Below are 19,044 nucleotides of genomic sequence, written 5' to 3' on the forward strand. Positions count from 1 at the left end.
CCGGCCAACTCCGCCGCCTGGCGGCGCCTGCCGCCGCAAACCATTCAATATCATTAAAGAAGACTATGTCCGATCAAAACAAGCCAGCCACGCCCAAGCAGAACAAGAAGCCTGAAAGCAAATACCCGGTCAACATGACGGAAACCCCATTCCCGATGCGCGGCGACATGGCCAAGCGCGAGCCGCAATGGGTACAGCAATGGCAAGACAAGAAGATTTACGAGCGCGTGCGCAAGGCTGCCGCCGGCCGGCCGAAATTCATCCTGCACGACGGCCCGCCGTACGCGAACGGCGACATTCACCTGGGCCACGCCGTCAACAAGATCCTGAAAGACATGGTCGTCAAGTCGCGCTCGCTGGCCGGCTTCGACGCGCCGTATGTGCCAGGCTGGGATTGCCACGGCATGCCGATCGAGATCCAGATCGAAAAACTGCACGGCAAGAACCTGCCGACGGCCGAAGTGCTGGAAAAGGCCCGCGCCTACGCCAACGTGCAGGTCGAGCGCCAGAAGAAGGATTTCATCCGCCTGGGCGTGCTGGGCGAGTGGGACAACCCCTACCTGACCATGGCGCACGGCAATGAAGCGGACGAATTGCGCGCGCTGGGCAAGCTGCTGGAAAAAGGCTATGTCTACCGCGGCCTGAAACCGGTCAACTGGTGCTTCGACTGCCAGTCGGCGCTGGCCGAGGCGGAAGTGGAATACGCGGAAAAGCGCGATCCCGCCATCGACGTCGGGTTCAAATTCAAAGAATTTGAACGAATCGCGCAAGCCTTCGGCCTGCCTGCACTGCCGACCGATAACGGCTTCATCGTCATCTGGACCACCACGCCGTGGACCATCCCGTCGAACCAGGCGCTCAACGTGCACCCGGAAGTGAAATATTCGCTGGTGAAGACCGAGCGCGACGGCCAGCCATTGCTGCTGATCCTGGCACAAGACCTGGTCGTGGCCAGCCTGGCGCGCTTCAAGCTCGATGGCACGACGATCGCCACCTGCGACGGCGCGGCCCTGGCCGGCATCAGCTTCCGCCACCCGCTGCACGCGTCCGACGCCTTCTATGACCGCCTGTCGCCGCTGTACCTGGCCGAATACGTGACCACGGAAAGCGGCACGGGCGTGGTGCACTCGGCGCCCGCCTACGGCCTGGACGACTTTATCTCGTGCAAGGCGCACGGCATGAAGGACGACGACTTCATCAAGCCCGTCATGGGCGACGGCAAATTCGCCTCGACCCTGCCCCTGTTCGGCGGCATGAGCATCTGGGAAGCGTCGAAACCGATCTGCAATGCCCTGAAAGAAGCAGGCGCCTTGTTCGAAGTCAAGATGTTCGACCACAGTTACATGCATTGCTGGCGTCATAAGACGCCGATCATCTACCGCGCCACGTCGCAGTGGTTCGCCGGCATGGACGTGACGCCGAAGGACGGCGGCGCGACCCTGCGCGAGACGGCCTTGCAAGGCATCGCCGACACCGAGTTCTTCCCGGACTGGGGCCAGGCGCGCCTGCACGGCATGATTGCCAACCGTCCCGACTGGACCCTGTCGCGCCAGCGCCAGTGGGGCGTGCCGATGGCCTTCATCGTGCACAAGGAAACAGGCGACCTGCATCCGCGCACGCCGGAACTGCTGGAGCAGGTGGCCAAGCTGATCGAAAAGGACGGCATCGAGGCATGGCAGGCGCTGGACTTGCGGGACCTGATCGGCGACGAAGCGGCCATCTACGCCAAGAACAAGGATACCCTGGACGTGTGGTTCGATTCCGGCGCCACGCACCAGACGGTGCTGGGCGGCCCGCAGGCCCACGGTTCGCACTCGACGCAGCTGCAATTCCCGGCCGACCTGTACCTGGAAGGCTCGGACCAGCACCGCGGCTGGTTCCACTCGTCCCTGCTCGTGTCGTCGATGCTGAACGGCCGTCCGCCGTACAAGGCGCTGCTGACGCACGGCTTCACGGTCGACGGCGAAGGCAAGAAGATGTCCAAGTCGCTGGGCAACACGCTGGCGCCGCAAAAGATCTCGGACACCCTGGGCGCGGACATCCTGCGCCTGTGGATCGCCTCGACCGATTACACGGGCGAGCTGTCGATCTCCGATGAAATCCTCAAACGCGTGACGGAATCGTACCGCCGCATCCGCAACACCCTGCGCTTCCTGCTGGCGAACACCTCGGACTTCAATCCGGCCACGGACGCCGTGCCGGTGGCGGAAATGTTCGAAATCGACCGCTATGCGCTGGCCAACATGGCCTCGCTGCAGCAGCAGATCGAGAACAATTACGCGCGCTACGAATTCCACCCCGTCGTGTCGAAGCTGCAGACCTACTGCTCGGAAGACCTGGGCGGCTTCTACCTGGACATCCTGAAGGACCGTCTGTACACCTCGGGCTTGACGTCGCACGCGCGCCGTTCGGCGCAGACGGCCCTGTGGCACATCACGCAAAGCCTGCTGCGCCTGATGGCCCCGGCCTTGTCGTTCACTGCCGAAGAGGCCTGGGCAGTGTTCGCCGGCGCGGAAGCGTATGCCGCCAGCGATGAAACCATCTTCACGCAAACCTGGTGGCAGCTGCCGGAAGTTTCGGGCGCGGCCGAGCTGCTGGAAAAATACACGGCCCTGCGCGCCGTGCGCACGGACGTCACGAAGCAGCTGGAAGACTTGCGCACCTCGGGCGCCATCGGTTCCTCGCTGCAGGCGGAGCTGACGATCAAGGCCGCGCCGATGAAATACAAGCTGTTGACCACCCTGGGCGACGACTTGAAATTCGTCTTCATCACCTCGCAGGCAACCGTGGCCGAAGTCGCCGACGAAGCGGCAGAGGAAGTGCTCGTGGCCGCGTCGACGGCGCCGAAGTGCGAGCGCTGCTGGCACTACCGCGCCGACGTGGGCACGGACGCCGCCCATGCCACCCTGTGCGGCCGCTGCGTCAGCAACCTGTTTGGAAAGGGCGAAGTTCGCCGTTTCGCCTAAACAACGTCGTCAAAATCTACTGCGCGTCGCGATTTGCGGCCTGCGATGCTCGCTGTACTAAAGTACAGCTGCGCGTCTCGGGCCAACGGGGGCGCCGAGCCTCGCTGCCGCTCGCTACGATTTTGCCCGTCGTTGTATGCTATGAGTCCAACCGCCGCCTGCTGCCAGGCGGCGGCTTTATCTTCCCTGGAAAAATATGGCCACTAAAAACCGTTTTTCATCGAAATCGTCCTCTTCATCGTCGCTGGTGCCCTGGCTGGGCATTGCCGCCATCGTCATCCTGTTCGACCAGATCACCAAGATCACGATCCTGAAGACCTTCCGCTATGCGCAGGAGATGGTCATCACCTCGTATTTCAACCTGGTGCTCGCGTACAACAAGGGCGCCGCGTTCAGCTTCCTGTCCGACCAGGGCGGCTGGCAGCGCTATTTCTTCACCGGCATCGCCCTGGCGGCGGCCATCTACATCATTTATTTGCTGAAAAAGCACGCCGGCCAGCGCATGTTCTGCTGGGCCCTGGCGCTGATCCTCGGCGGCGCGCTGGGCAACGCCATCGACCGCCTGGTGTACGGCCACGTGGTCGATTTCCTCGACTTTCACTGGAAGAGCTGGGGCCATTTCCCCGCTTTCAATATCGCCGACAGCGCCATCTGCATCGGCGCGGCCCTGTTCATCATCGATGAACTGCGCCGTGTAAACAAATAGACAAGCAGGAGAACGGCATGGAATTGTCCGGCAAAAAAATTGTCCTGGGACTCTCGGGCGGCGTCGCCTGCTACAAGGCGGCGGAACTGTGCCGCGCGCTGACAAAGGCCGGCGCCTCGGTGCAGGTGGTGATGACGGATGCGGCCAGCCATTTCATCACGGCCGTGACGATGCAGGCGCTGTCCGGCCACCCCGTGCACACCAGCCAGTGGGATGCGCGCATCGACAACAACATGGCGCACATCGATTTGACGCGCCATGCGGACGCCATCCTGATCGCGCCGTGTTCGGCCGACTTCATGCGCAAACTCGCGCACGGCGTGTGCGACGACCTGCTGTCGACCCTGTGCCTGGCCCGCCCGGCCCACCTGCCCCTGCTGGTGGCGCCGGCCATGAACGTGGAAATGTGGCAGAACCCGGCCACGCAGCGCAATGTGCAGCAGCTGCGCGACGACGGCATCCAGATCTTCGGCCCGGCGGCCGGCGAACAGGCGTGCGGCGAAACGGGCCTGGGCCGCATGCTGGAACCGGAGCAGCTCTTGACGGAGCTGATCGCCGCCTTCCAGCCGAAAGTCCTGGCGGGCAAGCGCGTGCTGGTCACGGCCGGTCCCACTTTCGAGGCCATCGACCCTGTGCGCGGCATTACCAATCTGTCCTCGGGCAAGATGGGTTATGCAGTGGCCAGGGCGGCGCGCGAAGCGGGCGCCGAAGTACTGCTCATTTCCGGTCCCACGGCGCTCGAATCGCCGTTCGGCGTGCGCCGCATCAATGTGCAAAGCGCGCAGCAGATGCATGATGCGGTATTGGCCCATGTCGAAGACCAGCATGTCTTCGTCGCCGTCGCCGCCGTGGCCGACTGGCGGGTCGTCAACGCCAGCGAACAAAAGATGAAAAAGCAGGCCGACGGCTCCGTGCCCGAGCTGCTGTTCGCGCAAAATCCCGACATCCTGGCCACCGTGGCGGCGCGCACCAACCTGGCCGGCTATCCGTATTGCGTGGGTTTCGCCGCCGAATCGGAAAACCTCGTGGAATTCGGCTCGGTCAAGCGAGAAAAGAAGGGCATCCCCCTGCTCGTCGGCAATATCGGCCAGAACACCTTTGGCCAGGACGACAACACCATCATCCTCTTCGACGAGGATGGCCATACCGTGCTGCCGCGCGCCTCGAAACTGAACCTGGCGCGCCAGCTGATCTCGGAAATCTCAAAGCGGCTGGCAAAAAACTCGCTCCTCAAGTAACCCTTTATACGCATTAGCTCATTTAGATTCATGAAAAATATCGACATCAAGATCCTCGACGCCCGCATGCAAGAACTGCTGCCGGCCTACGCCACCCCGGGCAGCGCCGGCCTGGACCTGCGCGCCTGCATAGCCGAGTCCATCACCATCGAGGCCGGCCAGACCGTGCTCATTCCCACCGGCCTGGCCATCCACATCGGCGACCCGTCGTATGCGGCCATGATTTTGCCGCGCAGCGGCATGGGCCACAAAAACGGCATCGTTTTGGGGAATCTGGTAGGCTTGATCGATTCCGATTACCAGGGCCAGCTGATGGTATCGACCTGGAACCGGGGCCAGAGCGCATTCACGCTCAATCCCATGGAACGCCTGGCGCAGCTCATCATCGTGCCGGTGCTGCAAGTGGGCTTTAACGTCGTCGAGGAATTCGGCGACAGCGAACGCGGTGTTGGCGGTTTTGGCAGCACCGGCAAACATTAACAGCGACTGACAAACCGCAGCGGGCTCGTGAGTTGTGGCTAAAAGCGGAGCGGTGCGTATGCACAGTGAACGTTTGAGGCCGCGACCGGCGCCGCGCAGCAGGTTTTGTCTGGAGCGACAAGAAGGAATAAGTTTATGCCAGGTTTCCGCCATCTGATCCCAGCCCCAACTTCGCTGCGCCGACTGGCCACGCCCCTCCTACTGGCCGGCGCGGCCATTCTGGCCGGCTGCACCACGCCGGCGACGCATGTCAGCGGCCCGTTCAACGTCGTGCCGGCGCCCGACGCGCCGGCTCTGACGGCGCAGCAAAAGGCGGCGCAGGAAGAACTGGTGAAGATGGTGGCCCTGCAGGACCGCCTGTCGAAAGTCTCGGCGCCCCTGCTGATCAACAATGCGGACCTGTGCAAGACGTATGCGCGCAACCTGCTGGGCTTTACGGCGCAGAACAAGTATTCCTACCCTGGCATCTATGCCGACGCGGCGCAGGCGGCGCTCGGCTATGGCGAGCAGATGCAGGTCTCCGGCGTGCTGCCGGGCAGCGGCGCCGCGCGCGCCGGCCTGCGCAAGGGCGACGGCTTGCTGGCCGCCGAAGGCAAGCCGCTGCCGGCCGGCCCGAAGGCGGAAGGCCCGTTCGGCGCCATCGTCGGACCGCTGGCCTCGAAAAGCGCCAGCCTGAACATGACCATCGCCCGCGACGGCCAGCAGCAGGACCTGAAGATTCCCGTCACGCGCGCCTGCGCCTTCCGCGTCGCCCTGGGCAATGCGGACAATATCAACGCCTATTCGGACGGCGCGCGCATCATGCTCACGCGCGGCATGATCAATGCGGCGCAAAACGACGAAGGCATCGCCTTTGTCACCGCCCGCGAAATGGCGCACAACATCCTCGACCACGCGCGCAGCCAGCGCACGGCCGGTACGGCCGGCGCCATCATCGACAGCCTGGGCGCCGTGCAGCCCGACGTATCGATGCTGACGGGCGCCGCCGGCATCAAGGCCATGCCGCAGGAACTCGACGCGCAAGCCGACGCCCTGGCCATCTACCTGCTGGCGCGCGCCGGCTACAATATCGATAACGCCGCCCGCTTCTGGCAGCGCCTGGCCACGCAAGTGCCGGCGACAGTCGCCAACGGCTACACGGCCCTGCATCCCGGCACCAACTCGCGCATGGCGGCCATCAACCGCGCCGTCATCGACGTGCGCGCCAAGCAGGCGGCCAAGAAACCGCTCAAGCCTTAGCAAAGTGGCGCCTGACAAAACCGTCGCGAGCGGCAGTGATTTGTGGCTAAGAAGCGCAACCGTACTTTAGTACGGGGGCGCCGAGCCGGTGAGCATCGCAGGCCGCAAAGCGCGACGCGCAGCAGGTTTGCTCAGGCGCCCGGGAAGTTCGGGAAGTAGGTGCCCATGATCCAGGTCAGGGCGCCGCAGAACACCACGGCCAGGAACAGGATGACGAGCAGCTTGCCGAACTTGGGAATACCCTCTTCTTGCGTCTTGACTTCATTTGACATGAAAATTCTCCGCAGGGTGGTGGAACAGGTAGTATATCCACAATCTTGAATACTTTTCCATACTTTGCCGCAAACATACGGCATGTAACTCCCGCCCCCCATGGACAGCATCGACCTTGAAGTTCTGAAGACCAGCGCCGCGTGGCTCGCCGCCGGGCACCGCTGCGAACTGGTCACCGTCATCAAGACCTGGGGCTCCAGCCCCCGCCCCGTGGGCGCCACGCTGGCCATCTGCGACGACGGCACGGTGGTCGGCTCCGTCTCCGGCGGCTGCATCGAGGATGATTTGATCGACACCGTGCGCGTGCACGGCATCGTGCGCACGCGGCCCGACATCGTCAGCTACGGCATCAGCGCCGACGAGGCGCACCGCTTCGGCCTGCCCTGCGGCGGCACCATCGAACTGGCCATCGAGCCGCTGCATGCGGGCAGCCGCGTGGCAGAACTGCTGGCGCGCCTGGAAGCGCACGAACTGGTCGAACGCCGGCTCGACCTGGGCACGGGCGCCGTCACCCTGCAAACGGCCGCGCCGGGCGCCGTGCTGGCCCTGGAAAATGGCGTGCTCACCACGCAGCACGGCCCGCGCTGGCGATTGCTGATCATCGGCGCCAGCCAGCTGTCGCGCTTCGTGGCGCAAATCGCCATGGCCATGGATTACCACGTCATCGTCTGCGACCCGCGCGAAGAATACCGGGGCGGCTGGAACGTGCCCGGCGTGCCCCTGCTGCACGCCATGCCGGACGATCTCGTGCTCGATTTGAAGCTCGACAGCCGCAGCGCCGTCGTCGCCCTCACGCACGACCCAAAGCTCGACGACCTGGCCCTGATGGAAGCACTCAAATCCCCCGCGTTTTATGTCGGCGCCATCGGTTCGCGCGCCAACAACGCCAAGCGCCGCGAGCGGCTGCTGCAGTTCGGCGTCAGCGCGGACCAGCTGGCGCGCCTGCACGGCCCCATCGGCCTGTACATCGGCAGCAAGACGCCGGCCGAAATCGCCATTTCCATCCTGGCCGAGCTGACGGCCGTGAAAAATGGCGTGCCCGACGCCCTGCAGATCCAGCACGCGGCCGCCCTGACGCCGCCCAACCCTGGCCTCTGCGTGCGCTGACGCCTGAAAAGCAAGAAACAAGATGCGCCAGCGGCGCGCCCCTGCTACCTTCCCTGATTTTGGCCACCATGAACCTGCTGCACTGGACCCTCCCCCTGCCCGCCGGCTACCGCCGCGACGACGTGATCGCCTTCCACAGCCGCGACGGGGAAGCCGTGGCCGAACAAGTCACCGCTACGGGACTGCGCAAGGGCATCCTGCTTGACGGCGTGCCCGTGGTGCTGGACGTGGCCTTCACGGACGCTGCGGCCGTCTGCCGCGCCGAGATCGACGGCAGCGCCAGTGACGATCTGCAAACGGCGCTGCACGGCGCGCTGCTCAACATCCTCGGCCTGCGCATCGACCCGCAGCCGTTTGCCCGGCTGGCTGCAGGCGATCCGCTGCTGGCGCCTTTGATCCGCATCAATCCGGGCTTGCGCATCGTGCAATCGGCCAGCCCCTTCGAGGCGCTGACGTGGGCCATCATCGGCCAGCAGATCAACCTGCCGTTCGCCATCGCCCTGCGCCGCACGTTTATTTTGCAGGCGGGGCGCCGGCACGGCAGCGGCTTGTGGTGCTACCCGGAGGCGCGCGACGTGGCGCGGCTGTCCGTCGAGGATTTGACCAGCCGCAAATTCTCGCGCGCCAAGGCGGAAACCGTGCTGCGCCTGGCCCGCCTCGTCGACGAGGGAAAATTGTCGCTGGAGCTGCCTTCCTCCGGCGACGTGGCGGCCATTTCGCAGGCGCTGCTGGCCGTGAAGGGCATCGGCCCGTGGACCGTCAATTACGCGCTGCTGCGCGGCTACGGCTACGCCGACTGCTCGCTGCACGGCGACGTGGCCATCCGCGCCGCCCTGCAAAAGCTGCTCGGCGAAGAGAGCAAGCCGGACATGGCGCGCACGGAACAGTGGCTGCGCCAGTACGCGCCGCACCGCACCATGGCGGCCGCCCACCTGTGGGCCAGCCTGCATGCGCCGGCAAAAAATATGTCAAACGAGCGGGAATAAACGGTGGGCGGCATGCGTCCATCCCTTGCAAGCCCACCACACCTCAAGGAGACCATCATGCGCTTTACCACTATCGCCACCCTCGCCGCCCTGTTGTCCGCCCCCCTGGCTTTCGCCGCCGACGTCATGCCCGCCAACGGCATGCTGGTCAACGCCAGCGGCATGACCGTGTATGTGTTCGACAAGGATGTCGCCGACAGCGGCAAGAGCGCCTGCAGCGGCGGCTGCCTGGTCGCCTGGCCCGCCGTCATCGCCACCGAAGCGGCGCCCGCCGCCCCGTATGGCAGCATCAAGCGCGAAGACAACGGCGCCATGCAGCTGACCTACAAGGGCAAGCCCCTGTACCTGTACAAGGAAGACAAGAAGCCGGGCGACGTGGCCGGCGACAATTTCAAGAACGTCTGGCACGTCGCCAAGCCTTAAGCATCGCGCCGCGCCGCCACGATGACCACGCCAGAGGACAGCCGCCAGCTGCAAGCCTGCCTGCCGGGCCTGCGCCGCTATGCGCGCGCGCTGGCCGGGCCCCTGCACGCGGACGACCTGGTGCAGGACACCGTGGAGCGGGCCTGGCGCAAGCTCGATCAGTGGCAGCGCGGCGGCGAGATGCGGCCCTGGCTGTTTTCCATCATGCATAACCTGCACGTGGACCAATTGCGCCGCCCCGGCCTGCCCCTGCTGGAGCTCGACGACGACACCGTGCTGCCCGCGCCGGAGCGCGCGCCGGGGCAAGCCATCGCCATCGGCGAAATGGATGCGGCATTGGCCCGCTTGCCGCTGGCGCAGCGCGAAGTGATATTGCTCGTCGCGCTGGAACAGATGCCGTACGAGCAGGTGGCTGCCACCCTGGGCATCCCCGTCGGCACCGTCATGTCGCGTTTGTCGCGCGGGCGGGACAAACTGCGCGCGCTGCTCGACGGCCGCCCCGCCGGCGACGGAGGCGCGCCCACCCTGAAAGTCGTGAAATGACAAGGCAAGCCATCAGCGAAGCGCAATTGCACGCCCTGGCCGACGGCGTCCTGCCCGAGGAACAGCGCGCGGCCGTCGACGCCCACCTGCGCGCGCATCCGCAGGACGCCGCCCGCGTCGGCGCCTGGCGCGAGCAAAACCGCCAGTTGCGCGCCCTGTTCGATCCCGTGCAGGAAGAAGCCGTGCCGCGGTCCTTGCTGCAGGCAGCGGCGCCGCCGGCGGCAAACCGTGCCTGGTACCGCCCCGCCATGCAGGCGGCGGCAGCCGTCGTGCTGGTGGTTGCCGGCGGCGCGGGCGGATGGCTGCTGCGTGGCGACGCCGGCAATGCGGATGCTGGCGCCAGCCCGCGCATGCTGGCGCGCAGCGCCGCCATCGCCCACGCCGTCTACACGCCCGAAGTGCGCCACCCCGTGGAAGTGGGCGCGGAACAGGAAGCGCACCTGGTGCAATGGCTGTCGAAGCGCCTGGGCGCGCAGCTGCAGCCGCCCGTGCTGTCGCCGCTGGGCTACCAGCTGATCGGCGGACGCCTGCTGCCCGGCGACGGCGACGGGCCCGTGGCGCAGTTCATGTACGAGGATGGCGGCGGCAAGCGCCTGACCCTGTATGTGGCGAAAGAGCGGGCCGGCAGGCAGGAAACGGCCTTCCGCTACACGCAGGAGAAGGAACTGAGCGTGTTTTACTGGATCGACGGCCAGCTCGGCTACGCCCTCTCGGCAAATCTGCCCAAAAAGGAGCTGGGCAAGATCGCCAACGCCGTGTATGCGCAGCTGGAGCAGCCTCGCTGAACCGCGTATCGCCGCCAGGACAGCGCAGGCTTACTGCGCCCGCTTGCGCCACAGCGCCAGCTGCAGCAGCACCGCCATGGCGGCCACCACGGCGGCGCCGGCTGCCAGCAGCCATGCGGGCCAGTCGAGCAGGAGCAGCAGCCCGCCCATGGCGGCGCCGATGGCGCTGCCCAGGTACAGCGCCGATTCATTGAGGGCGATGGCCAGGTTGCCGTCGCCCTGCCGCGCGCGCACGGCCAGCAGCTGCTGGTTCTGCGGCACTTGCAGGGCCCAGCCGGACGCGCCCCACAGCACGATGGGCGCCAGCATCAGCCACGCCGACCAGCCGGCCGCCAGCGGCAGCGCGCACAAGGCCAGCGCCAGCAGCTGCAAGATGAACAAGGTCAGCTTCGGCGGCCGCACCCTGTCGGCCCATGGCCCGACCAGCACGCTGCCAGCGATTCCCCCCACGCCCCAGGCCCACAGGAAGGGCGTGGCGGAAATCGCCGTCCCCTGCGCGGACCAGGCCAGCAGCGGCGCAATAAACGTGTACATGCCCAGGCTGGCGATGGCGGCCAGCAGCGACACGAGCAGGATGGCCAGCACCCGTCCGTCGGCCAGCAAGGCCAGCTTGCGGCGCAACGAGGACGCCGGTACTTCCGGCAGCACCGGCAGCTGCCACAGCAAGCCCGCCAGCGCCAGCGCGCCGAGGATGGCGACCAGCCACAGGGCAGCGGCCCAGCCCAGCTGCTGCGCCAGCAACAGGCTCAACGGCACGCCCAGCACCGTGCCGCCCGCCATGCCGCCCATGATCACGCTGATGGCCTTGCCGCGCTGCGGCGCCGTCGCCACGCCTGCCGCCGCCGCGATGCCCAGCGCCAGGTAGACGCCCGCGCCCACGCCGGCGACGGCCCGGCACAGCAGCAAGCCGGCAAAATCGCCGGCCAGCGCGCTGGCCCCGTTCGCCAGCACGAACACGCCCAGTGCGCCCAGCAGGCCGGAACGCTGCGCGCGCGCCGGCAGCAAGGCCACGACAAGAGGCGAGCCGAGGCCGTAGGCCAGGGTGAACGCCGTCACCAGCTGCGCCGCCATTGCCACGGACACGGACAACGCGCCGGCGATCAGCGGCATCAGCCCCGCCGTCACATACGACGCCATGCCCAGCGCGAAGGCGCCCACGGCGATCAGGTAGACGGTGGCGGGCAGCGCGGCGGCGGCAGGCGCGGCGGCACGGGAGGAAGAATAGTCAGACATGGGCAAGCTTTCGGGAAGAAAGCAGGCATTCTGGAATACAATATAAACAATTACAATTTAACTGTTTATGCTATTACTGGCAGCAACAGGCTCACCGGAAAGACCGCACCATGCGTACCTTGCAACGCACCCGCCATGAACTGGCCGCCTACCTGCAGGCGCGGCGCGCGCGCCTGTCGCCCGAGGACGTGGGCTTGCCCGGCGGCGGGCGGCGCAGGACGCCGGGCTTGCGGCGCGAGGAAGTGGCGGCGCTGGCCGGCGTGGGGCTGACCTGGTACACCTGGCTGGAACAGGGGCGCGACATCGGCGTCTCGAGCGCCTTCCTCGACAAGCTGGCGCAAGTGCTCAAACTCGATGCGGCGGAACGCCGCCACCTGTTCCTGCTGGCCCATGCGCGCCCGCCCGCCGAAGAGGGCAAGACGTTTTGCGTGGTGCCGCCGCTGGTGCGCCGATTGATGCACGAACTGGCGCATCCGGCCTATGTGCTCAACCTGCGCTGGGACGTGCTGGCGTTCAATGCGGGCGCGGACACCCTGTTCGGCTTCGGCGCGCATGCTGGCGCGCGCCGCAACCTGTTGTGGCTGTTGTTTACCGACCCGCAGCTGCGCTCGCGCTTCGTGGCCTGGGAAGAGCAGGCGCCGCTGATGCTGTCGGGCTTTCGCCGCGACTACGCGCGCGCCACGCAGGAAGCGGACATCCATGCGCTGGTCGACGAACTGGAAAAAGTCTCGCCCGAATTCAGGCTATGGTGGCGCCGCCACGACGTGCATGCGCCATGCGACGGCGTGCGCCGGCTGACAATCGGCGGCGAGCAGGTCGCGTATGAGCACACTGCGCTGACCATCGACGCGGACCGCCACTTGCGGCTGGTCGTGTATGCGCGCCAGCTGCAGCAGGAAGCAGCGCCATAGAACGAAAAAACCGCTGGCCCTCTTGCGAGGAACCAGCGGCTTCGAATTGGTTGCGGGGACAGGATTTGAACCTGTGACCTTCGGGTTATGAGCCCGACGAGCTGCCAGACTGCTCCACCCCGCACTCGAATTATATACCAGATTGTTGCGCGGCGTAAAGGGCGTGAATTGACAATGTCACTGCTGCCCGCCTGGCGGTGCTTGCCAACGGGCAAAAATGGAAAAAGCCGCTGATCTTTTGCAAGAATCAGCGGCTTTCCGGTATTGGTTGCGGGGACAGGATTTGAACCTATGACCTTCGGGTTATGAGCCCGACGAGCTGCCAGACTGCTCCACCCCGCACTCGAATTATACGGGCAAAGGGGAGAATTAGGCAATAGCTATCTCAACTTCGACTGCAATAGAGCGATTTAATTTAAACGTTCGGCCAATTGCCGGTTGGCATTGTGTCCGCCCGTCACGCCACGGCGCACGCAATCGGTGTACAGTAAGCGTTACACTATCGTCTTGCCCGATGCCCTCTTTCCCGAAGCCTGCCCATGAAATTCTGCTCCGAATGCGCCCATCCTGTCAGCCTGTCCATTCCGGAAGGCGACAACCGTCCCCGTTATGTGTGCGCCAACTGCGACGCCATCCATTACCAGAATCCGAAAATGGTGGTCGGCTCCATCCCCGTGTGGGAAGAGGATGGCCAGTTGCAGGTCTTGCTGTGCAAGCGGGCCATCGAGCCGCGCCTCGGCTACTGGACCCTGCCGGCCGGCTTCATGGAAAACGATGAAACGACGTCCGATGCGGCCGAACGCGAGACGGTGGAGGAAGCGGGCGCCAACATCGAGCTGGGCCCCCTGTTTTCGCTGCTCAACGTGCAGCGCGTGCACCAGGTGCACCTGTTCTACCTGGCGCGCCTGCGCGACCTCGACTTCGCGCCCGGCATCGAAAGCCTGGACGTGCGGCTGTTTACGGAAGCGCAGATTCCCTGGGATGACCTGGCCTTTCCCACCATCCGCGCCACCCTGGAACTGTTCTTTGCGGACCGCGTGAAAATCCGCGAAGGCGGCAGCTACGGCGTCCATACGGGCGACATCACGCGTCCGATGGCGCGCGCCGACGCCGAATAAGCCCCTCACCTGCCCCCTTTGACGCCGCATGATTCCCTGGCTCGATATCCATACCCCGTTTCCCGACGTCGCGTGCGCCCTCACCGACGAGGCGCCCGGCCTGCTGGCGGCCGGCGCCGACCTGTCGCCCGCGCGCCTGCTCGACGCCTACCGGCACGGCATCTTTCCCTGGTTTTCCGAAGGCCAGCCCATCCTCTGGTGGAGCACCGATCCGCGCATGGTGCTGATGACGCAGGATTTCAAGGTGTCCGACAGCCTGGCCAAGGCGATCCGCAAGGTCGAACGCAGCGCCGCCACGGACGGGCGCTGGCAGCTGCGCTTCGACGGCGACTTCGAAGCCGTCATGCGCGCCTGCGCCGGGCCGCGCAAGGACGGCCCGGGCACCTGGATTTCCGACGAGATCATCGCCGGCTACACGGGCTTGCACAAGCTGGGCTACGCGCACTCGTCCGAACTGTGGCTGGACGGCGAACTGGTGGGCGGCGCGTATGGCGTGTCGATCGGGCGCATGTTCTATGGAGAATCGATGTTCGCGCGCGTCTCGGACGGCTCGAAGATCGCGCTGGCGCACCTGGTACGCTTTTTGAAAGCGCGCGGCGTGGCCATGATTGACTGCCAGCAAGAAACAAAACACCTGGCCTCGCTGGGCGCGGCGCCCATTTCGCGCGCCCGCTTCCTGGCCCATGTGCGCGTCGCTATTGAAGCAGCGCAAATCACCGACTGGCATGCTGCGCCACCCGCATAAAAAAGCTATGATAGCTCCAGGCACACCGCCAGGCACAACGCCGCGGACAGACCAGACAGGATCAGCATGACGCACCTGAACGAACTACCGTTTGCCACCCTGCAGTTCTACACGACGGCGCCCTACCCGTGCAGCTACCTGGACGACCGCCAGGCCCGCTCGCAGGTGGCCACGCCTTCGCACCTGATCAACAGCGACGTGTATTCGGAACTGGTGCGCAACGGCTTTCGCCGCAGCGGCATTTTTACCTACCGCCCGTATTGCGACGGCTGCCAGGCCTGCATCCCCGTGCGCGTGGTGGCCGGCGAGTTCACGCCCAACCGCAACCAGCGCCGCGCCTGGACGCGGCATGCCAGCCTGCAGGCCGGCGTGGCCAGCCTGTCCTTCCTCGACGAACACTACGAACTGTATCTGCGCTACCAGAGCACGCGCCACGCGGGCGGCGGCATGGACCAGGACAGCCGCGACCAGTACGCGCAATTTTTGCTGCAAAGCCGCGTCAACACGCGCCTGGTGGAGTTCCGCGAGCCGGACGGCACCCTGCGCATGGTCAGCATCATCGACGTGCTGGCCGACGGCCTGTCGTCCGTCTACACGTTTTTCGATCCCGACGTGGCCGGCGCCTCGTACGGCACCTACAACGTGCTGTGGCAGATCGCGCAGGCGCGCGAACTGAACCTGCCGTATATCTACCTGGGCTACTGGATAGAACAAAGCCCGAAGATGGCGTATAAGATCAACTTCAAGCCGCTGGAAGCGCGCATCAAGGGGCAGTGGGTGATCTTGTAAATTAAACCCTACGGCGGACACTGGGGTCGTACCCTGAGGGTACGCCCCCGGCCTTTGCTGCTGGGTTTGCATTGCCGCCTTATTTGCCCTCTTATTTGCTCTTGTCCGGAAACGCCGGACGCGCAGGCCGCACGGGCGGGTTCTTCGCCAGTTCGGCCTGGATCACCTCGATCGCCTTTTCCAGCTGCGGATCGCGCCCGGCGATGACGTCGGCCGGCGTCTGCTCGACTTCGATATCGGGCGGCACGCCCTCGTTTTCCACGCCCCAGCCGTTTTCGCGCGTCCAGAACGCCAGGTTCGGCGCCGTGATCGTGCCGCCATCCATCAGCACGGGGAAGCCGAGGATGCCCACCAGGCCGCCCCACGTGGCCTTGCCGATCAGCGGGCCCATGTTGTTCTTGCGGAACATCCACGGCAGCAGGTCGCCGCCCGAGCCGGCCGTCTCGTCGATCAGCATGGCGCGCGGCCCCTGGATCGAGGCGGACGGCGTCTTCATGTCGGCGCCGTAGCGCATGGTCCACCAGGCGATTTCCTTCTTCTGCAATATCTCGATGTAGTAATCGGCCACGCTGCCGCCGCCGTTGAAACGCTCGTCGACGATGATGGCCTGCCTGTCCGCCTGCGGGAAGAAATAGCGCTTGAAGTAGGTGTGGCCCAGGCCCGCCGTATTGGGCACGTACACGTAGGCCACCTTGCCATTGGTGGCCGCATTGACCTTGCGCATATTGCCTTCGATCCAGTCGCGGTTGCGCAAGGCATCCTCGGTGGGCACGGGCACCACGGTGATCGTGCGCGCGCCCTTGCCGTCGGCCGACGGCCCCACGGTCAGGTCGATGGCCTTGCCGGCCGTGTTCTCGAAGGCGCTGTAGATATTCGTCGGCGGCACCAAAGGGCGGCTGTCGACGGCCAGCAGGTATTCGCCCGCCTTGACGTTCAGGCCCGGCTCCGTCAGCGGCGCGCGCAGGGCCGGATTCCAGTTCAAGCCGCCATACACCTTCTTGAAGCGGTAACGGCCGTCGCTGACCTCGTAATCGGCGCCCAGGAGTCCCCCCGGCACCTTCTTCGCCTCGATAAAGTCGTCGCCGCCGCCGCCGCGGTGGTGGCCCACGGCCAGTTCGCTGCACATCCACTGGATCAGGCGGTTCAGGTCCGCGCGGCTGGACAGCTCGGGCAGGAAGGCGGCGTACTTGTCGCGCATGGCCTTCCAGTCCACGCCGTGCATGCCCGGGTCATAGAAATAATCGCGGTTGATGCGCCACACCTCATTGAAAATCTGCGCCCACTCGGCGCGCGGATCGGCTTTCACTTCGATGGCGTCGACCTTGATCTTGCCTTCGCCCGGCGCCAGCAGCTTGCCCGTGGCGGAGCCCATGGCCCAGTTGTCCTTGTGCCGGTACAGCAGCTTCTTGCCGTCGGCCGAGACCTCGAAATCATCGGCTTCGGCCACCACGGTTTCGGCCTTGCGCTCCTTCAGGTCGAAGCGCTGCACGGCCTTCTTGCCGTCGCTTTCGCGCAGCAGGAAGATCTGCCCCGCGGCGCCGGCCGTCAGGCTGGAAAACTGCGCGGCCGGCAGCGGCAGGTCGACGATGCGCGTGGCGATGCCGTCGAAATCGATGGCAATCGGCGCCACGGGGGCGACCGCCACTTTCGGGTCGTCGCGGCCCGTCTTCGGATCGATCTTCGGCTCGTTTTTCGGCTCCGCTTCCGCCTTTGCCGGCTCCTTTTTGCTTTCCGCGCCGGCGGCCTTTTCCTCGTCGCTTTCCTTGATCAGCGGCGACGGCAGGTCGCGCCGCAGCACGGCCATCCACACGGTGCGCGTCACCAGGTTGTCTTCATTCTGCTGCGAGAACCAGTTGTTGCTGGGCCCCGCATTCGTCGAAGCGAAGAAGTACAGGTATTTGCCGCTCTTGTCGAACACGGGCTGGGCCACGTCGGACAGGCCATCCGTGACGGGCATGGACTTGTTCTGCTCGACGGAATAGATGTAGGCGCTGCGCGTGTAGGTGGGCGAATTGAGCGTGTAGGCCAGCCAGCGCGAATCGGGCGCCCACGAAGCGCGCATGCTCTTGTCGACGCCGTACATCGGCTCCGTGGCGATCTTTTGCACCTTGCCGTTGCCGACGTCGATCACGTACATGCTCCAGCCATTGTCGGCAAACGCGATCTTTTTGCTGTCGGGCGACCAGACGGCATTGTCATAGAAGCCGCTGCCATTGAGCTTGAACTTGCGCACGGCGCCCTTGCCGTCCTGCCCGCGCACATGCAGCTCGTATTCGCCCGATTCATCGGAAAAATACGCGACCGAGCGGCCATCGGGCGACCAGATGGGCGTGCGCTCGTGGGCGCCGGCCGTCTGCGTCAGGTTGCGCACGTCGCCCTTGTCGGCGGGGATGGTGACGATCTCGCCCCGGTATTCGAAGGCGATGCGCGCGCCCGACGGCGAAATCGAGGCGTCGCGGATGTATTTCGCGTTCTTCACCCAGCGGGGGCGCGCCTGGCCCAGGTCGCTGGCCACGCCGATGGTCAGTTTGCGCGCCTGGCCGCTGGCGATGTCAAGCGAGTGCAGGTAGCCGGCCTGCTCGTAGACGATGGTGCCGTTCGCGGCCGACGCGTTGAGCACAGGAAAGTCCTTGTGCTGCGTCAACTGGCGCACGGCTTTCGTCTTCACGTCGTAGGCAAACAGGTTGAACTCGCCGTTGCGGTCCGAGCGGAAGTACACGGTATCGCCTATCCACATCGGATCGACGTCGTTCGAGCGCGTCGTCGGCTGGGGGATTTTTTCGATCGATTTGTCGGCCGGGGAAAACAGCCACAGCCAGGAATTGGTGCCGCCCCGGTAGCGCTTCCATTGCTTGAAGGCGGGCGCCAGCGGGTTGTAGGCGATGCGCTGGCCATCGGGCGAATACGTGGCGCGCGAGGCGTTGGGGATTTCCAGCTGGGTTTCCACGCCGCCCGCCACGGGCACCGTGAACAGCTTCTGGAAGCGGTTGTTGAAGGCGGCGCGGGGCGAGGTGAACATCACGGCACGGCCGTCGGGCGTGAACGATTGCGCCAGATCAACACCAGGATGGAAAGTCAGGCGGCGCGGCACGCCGCCGGCCGCCGCGATCACGTACACGTCGACATTGCCGTCGATGTTCGCGCTGTACGCGATCAGACTGCCGTCGGGCGAGAACACGGGATTCGATTTGTCGCCCAGGTCCGACGTCAGGCGCCGCGCGCCGCCGCCGTCGAGGTTGGACAGCCACAGGTCGCCCGCATAGATGAAGGCGATGTGGCGGCTGGAGACGGCCGGTTCGCTCAGCATGCGGGTATCTTGCGTATTGGGCAGGGCCAGGGCCGGGTGGCTCAGCAGCAGTGCGCTGGCGGCCGCGATGGCGGTCAGGATGCGTGTCTTTTTCAATCGATGTCTCGCTTATGTAGTAAAGGGAACAGGGAAGAAACAGGATAGTCCACGGCCGGATGCAGATTATCAATGGATCAATATTGCATTAGACCAACA

At 65.3% G+C, this 19,044-nt stretch carries 17 protein-coding genes and 2 tRNA genes; 14 read left to right on the forward strand and 5 right to left on the reverse strand.

Features of this window, described 5'->3' with window-relative positions; genetic code table 11:
• Positions 1 to 65: 65 nt before the first annotated feature.
• The 5 genes from ileS to AC07VI_RS02010 all read left to right on the forward strand — a co-directional run bounded on the left by ileS (position 66) and on the right by AC07VI_RS02010 (position 6,629).
• Positions 66 to 2,966: an isoleucine--tRNA ligase gene (ileS, locus tag AC07VI_RS01990; RefSeq protein WP_086146764.1), complete on the forward strand. Its 2,901-nt coding sequence runs from the start codon at positions 66 to 68 to the stop codon at positions 2,964 to 2,966.
• 196 nt (positions 2,967 to 3,162) lie between these two features.
• Positions 3,163 to 3,672 (forward strand): signal peptidase II, encoded by a 510-nt coding sequence (gene lspA, locus AC07VI_RS01995; protein ID WP_086146765.1) that lies wholly within the window; start codon positions 3,163 to 3,165, stop codon positions 3,670 to 3,672.
• A gap of 17 nt (positions 3,673 to 3,689) precedes the next feature.
• A complete protein-coding gene (gene coaBC, locus AC07VI_RS02000) occupies positions 3,690 to 4,910 on the forward strand; it encodes a bifunctional phosphopantothenoylcysteine decarboxylase/phosphopantothenate--cysteine ligase CoaBC (RefSeq protein WP_086146766.1) in 1,221 nt (406 codons plus the stop codon).
• A gap of 30 nt (positions 4,911 to 4,940) precedes the next feature.
• Positions 4,941 to 5,390, forward strand: coding sequence for a dUTP diphosphatase (gene dut, locus AC07VI_RS02005; RefSeq protein WP_070289098.1), 450 nt, complete (start codon positions 4,941 to 4,943; stop codon positions 5,388 to 5,390).
• Between the two features lie 135 nt (positions 5,391 to 5,525).
• The gene (locus AC07VI_RS02010) at positions 5,526 to 6,629 is read left to right on the forward strand and encodes a M48 family metallopeptidase (RefSeq protein WP_086146767.1); all 1,104 of its coding nucleotides are present in this window, start codon (positions 5,526 to 5,528) and stop codon (positions 6,627 to 6,629) included.
• Positions 6,630 to 6,760: 131 nt separating this feature from the next.
• Here AC07VI_RS02010 and AC07VI_RS02015 read toward each other — a convergent pair whose 3' ends face one another.
• Positions 6,761 to 6,901, reverse strand: coding sequence for a hypothetical protein (locus AC07VI_RS02015; RefSeq protein ID WP_170909650.1), 141 nt, complete (start codon positions 6,899 to 6,901; stop codon positions 6,761 to 6,763).
• Between the two features lie 100 nt (positions 6,902 to 7,001).
• On the opposite strand from AC07VI_RS02015, the gene AC07VI_RS02020 reads away from it, so the two are divergent.
• From AC07VI_RS02020 to AC07VI_RS02040, 5 genes are all read left to right on the forward strand, one after another.
• Positions 7,002 to 8,009, forward strand: coding sequence for an XdhC family protein (locus tag AC07VI_RS02020; protein WP_492995525.1), 1,008 nt, complete (start codon positions 7,002 to 7,004; stop codon positions 8,007 to 8,009).
• Between the two features lie 68 nt (positions 8,010 to 8,077).
• Positions 8,078 to 8,995 carry a DNA-3-methyladenine glycosylase family protein gene (locus AC07VI_RS02025; protein ID WP_086146818.1) on the forward strand — a complete coding sequence of 306 codons (918 nt, stop codon included), beginning with the start codon at positions 8,078 to 8,080 and terminating at the stop codon, positions 8,993 to 8,995.
• A 57-nt stretch (positions 8,996 to 9,052) separates the two neighbouring features.
• Complete coding sequence (locus AC07VI_RS02030) at positions 9,053 to 9,418, forward strand: COG4315 family predicted lipoprotein (protein ID WP_086146769.1); 366 nt, start codon at positions 9,053 to 9,055, stop codon at positions 9,416 to 9,418.
• 21 nt (positions 9,419 to 9,439) lie between these two features.
• A complete protein-coding gene (locus AC07VI_RS02035) occupies positions 9,440 to 9,961 on the forward strand; it encodes an RNA polymerase sigma factor (protein ID WP_492995527.1) in 522 nt (173 codons plus the stop codon).
• The gene (locus AC07VI_RS02040; RefSeq protein ID WP_492995529.1) at positions 9,958 to 10,746 is read left to right on the forward strand and encodes an anti-sigma factor family protein; all 789 of its coding nucleotides are present in this window, start codon (positions 9,958 to 9,960) and stop codon (positions 10,744 to 10,746) included. Before AC07VI_RS02035 ends, AC07VI_RS02040 begins: the two co-directional genes overlap by 4 nt.
• Positions 10,747 to 10,776: 30 nt before the next feature.
• Here the strand turns inward: AC07VI_RS02040 and AC07VI_RS02045 are convergent, their stop codons facing one another.
• Positions 10,777 to 11,979, reverse strand: a complete 1,203-nt coding sequence (locus AC07VI_RS02045) for an MFS transporter (protein WP_492995530.1) — start codon at positions 11,977 to 11,979, stop codon at positions 10,777 to 10,779.
• Between the two features lie 110 nt (positions 11,980 to 12,089).
• On the opposite strand from AC07VI_RS02045, the gene AC07VI_RS02050 reads away from it, so the two are divergent.
• Positions 12,090 to 12,890, forward strand: a complete 801-nt coding sequence (locus tag AC07VI_RS02050; RefSeq protein ID WP_086146773.1) for a helix-turn-helix transcriptional regulator — start codon at positions 12,090 to 12,092, stop codon at positions 12,888 to 12,890.
• A 47-nt stretch (positions 12,891 to 12,937) separates the two neighbouring features.
• Here AC07VI_RS02050 and AC07VI_RS02055 read toward each other — a convergent pair.
• Positions 12,938 to 13,014: transfer RNA gene (locus tag AC07VI_RS02055), tRNA-Met, on the reverse strand.
• Positions 13,015 to 13,155: 141 nt separating this feature from the next.
• Positions 13,156 to 13,232: transfer RNA gene (locus tag AC07VI_RS02060), tRNA-Met, on the reverse strand.
• A gap of 197 nt (positions 13,233 to 13,429) precedes the next feature.
• On the opposite strand from AC07VI_RS02060, the gene AC07VI_RS02065 reads away from it, so the two are divergent.
• From AC07VI_RS02065 to AC07VI_RS02075, 3 genes are all read left to right on the forward strand, one after another.
• Entirely contained in the window at positions 13,430 to 14,008 is a 579-nt protein-coding gene (locus AC07VI_RS02065; RefSeq protein WP_086139983.1) for an NUDIX hydrolase, read from the forward strand.
• A gap of 28 nt (positions 14,009 to 14,036) precedes the next feature.
• On the forward strand, positions 14,037 to 14,753 hold the full coding sequence (aat, locus tag AC07VI_RS02070; protein WP_086146774.1) for a leucyl/phenylalanyl-tRNA--protein transferase: 717 nt from the start codon (positions 14,037 to 14,039) through the stop codon (positions 14,751 to 14,753).
• A 66-nt stretch (positions 14,754 to 14,819) separates the two neighbouring features.
• Entirely contained in the window at positions 14,820 to 15,542 is a 723-nt protein-coding gene (locus AC07VI_RS02075; RefSeq protein WP_086146775.1) for an arginyltransferase, read from the forward strand.
• Positions 15,543 to 15,633: 91 nt separating this feature from the next.
• Here the strand turns inward: AC07VI_RS02075 and AC07VI_RS02080 are convergent, their stop codons facing one another.
• A complete protein-coding gene (locus tag AC07VI_RS02080) occupies positions 15,634 to 18,945 on the reverse strand; it encodes a S41 family peptidase (RefSeq protein ID WP_492995533.1) in 3,312 nt (1,103 codons plus the stop codon).
• Positions 18,946 to 19,044: the final 99 nt, after the last annotated feature.

It is taken from the genome of Janthinobacterium sp. GW821-FHT03A03, from assembly GCF_059421435.1.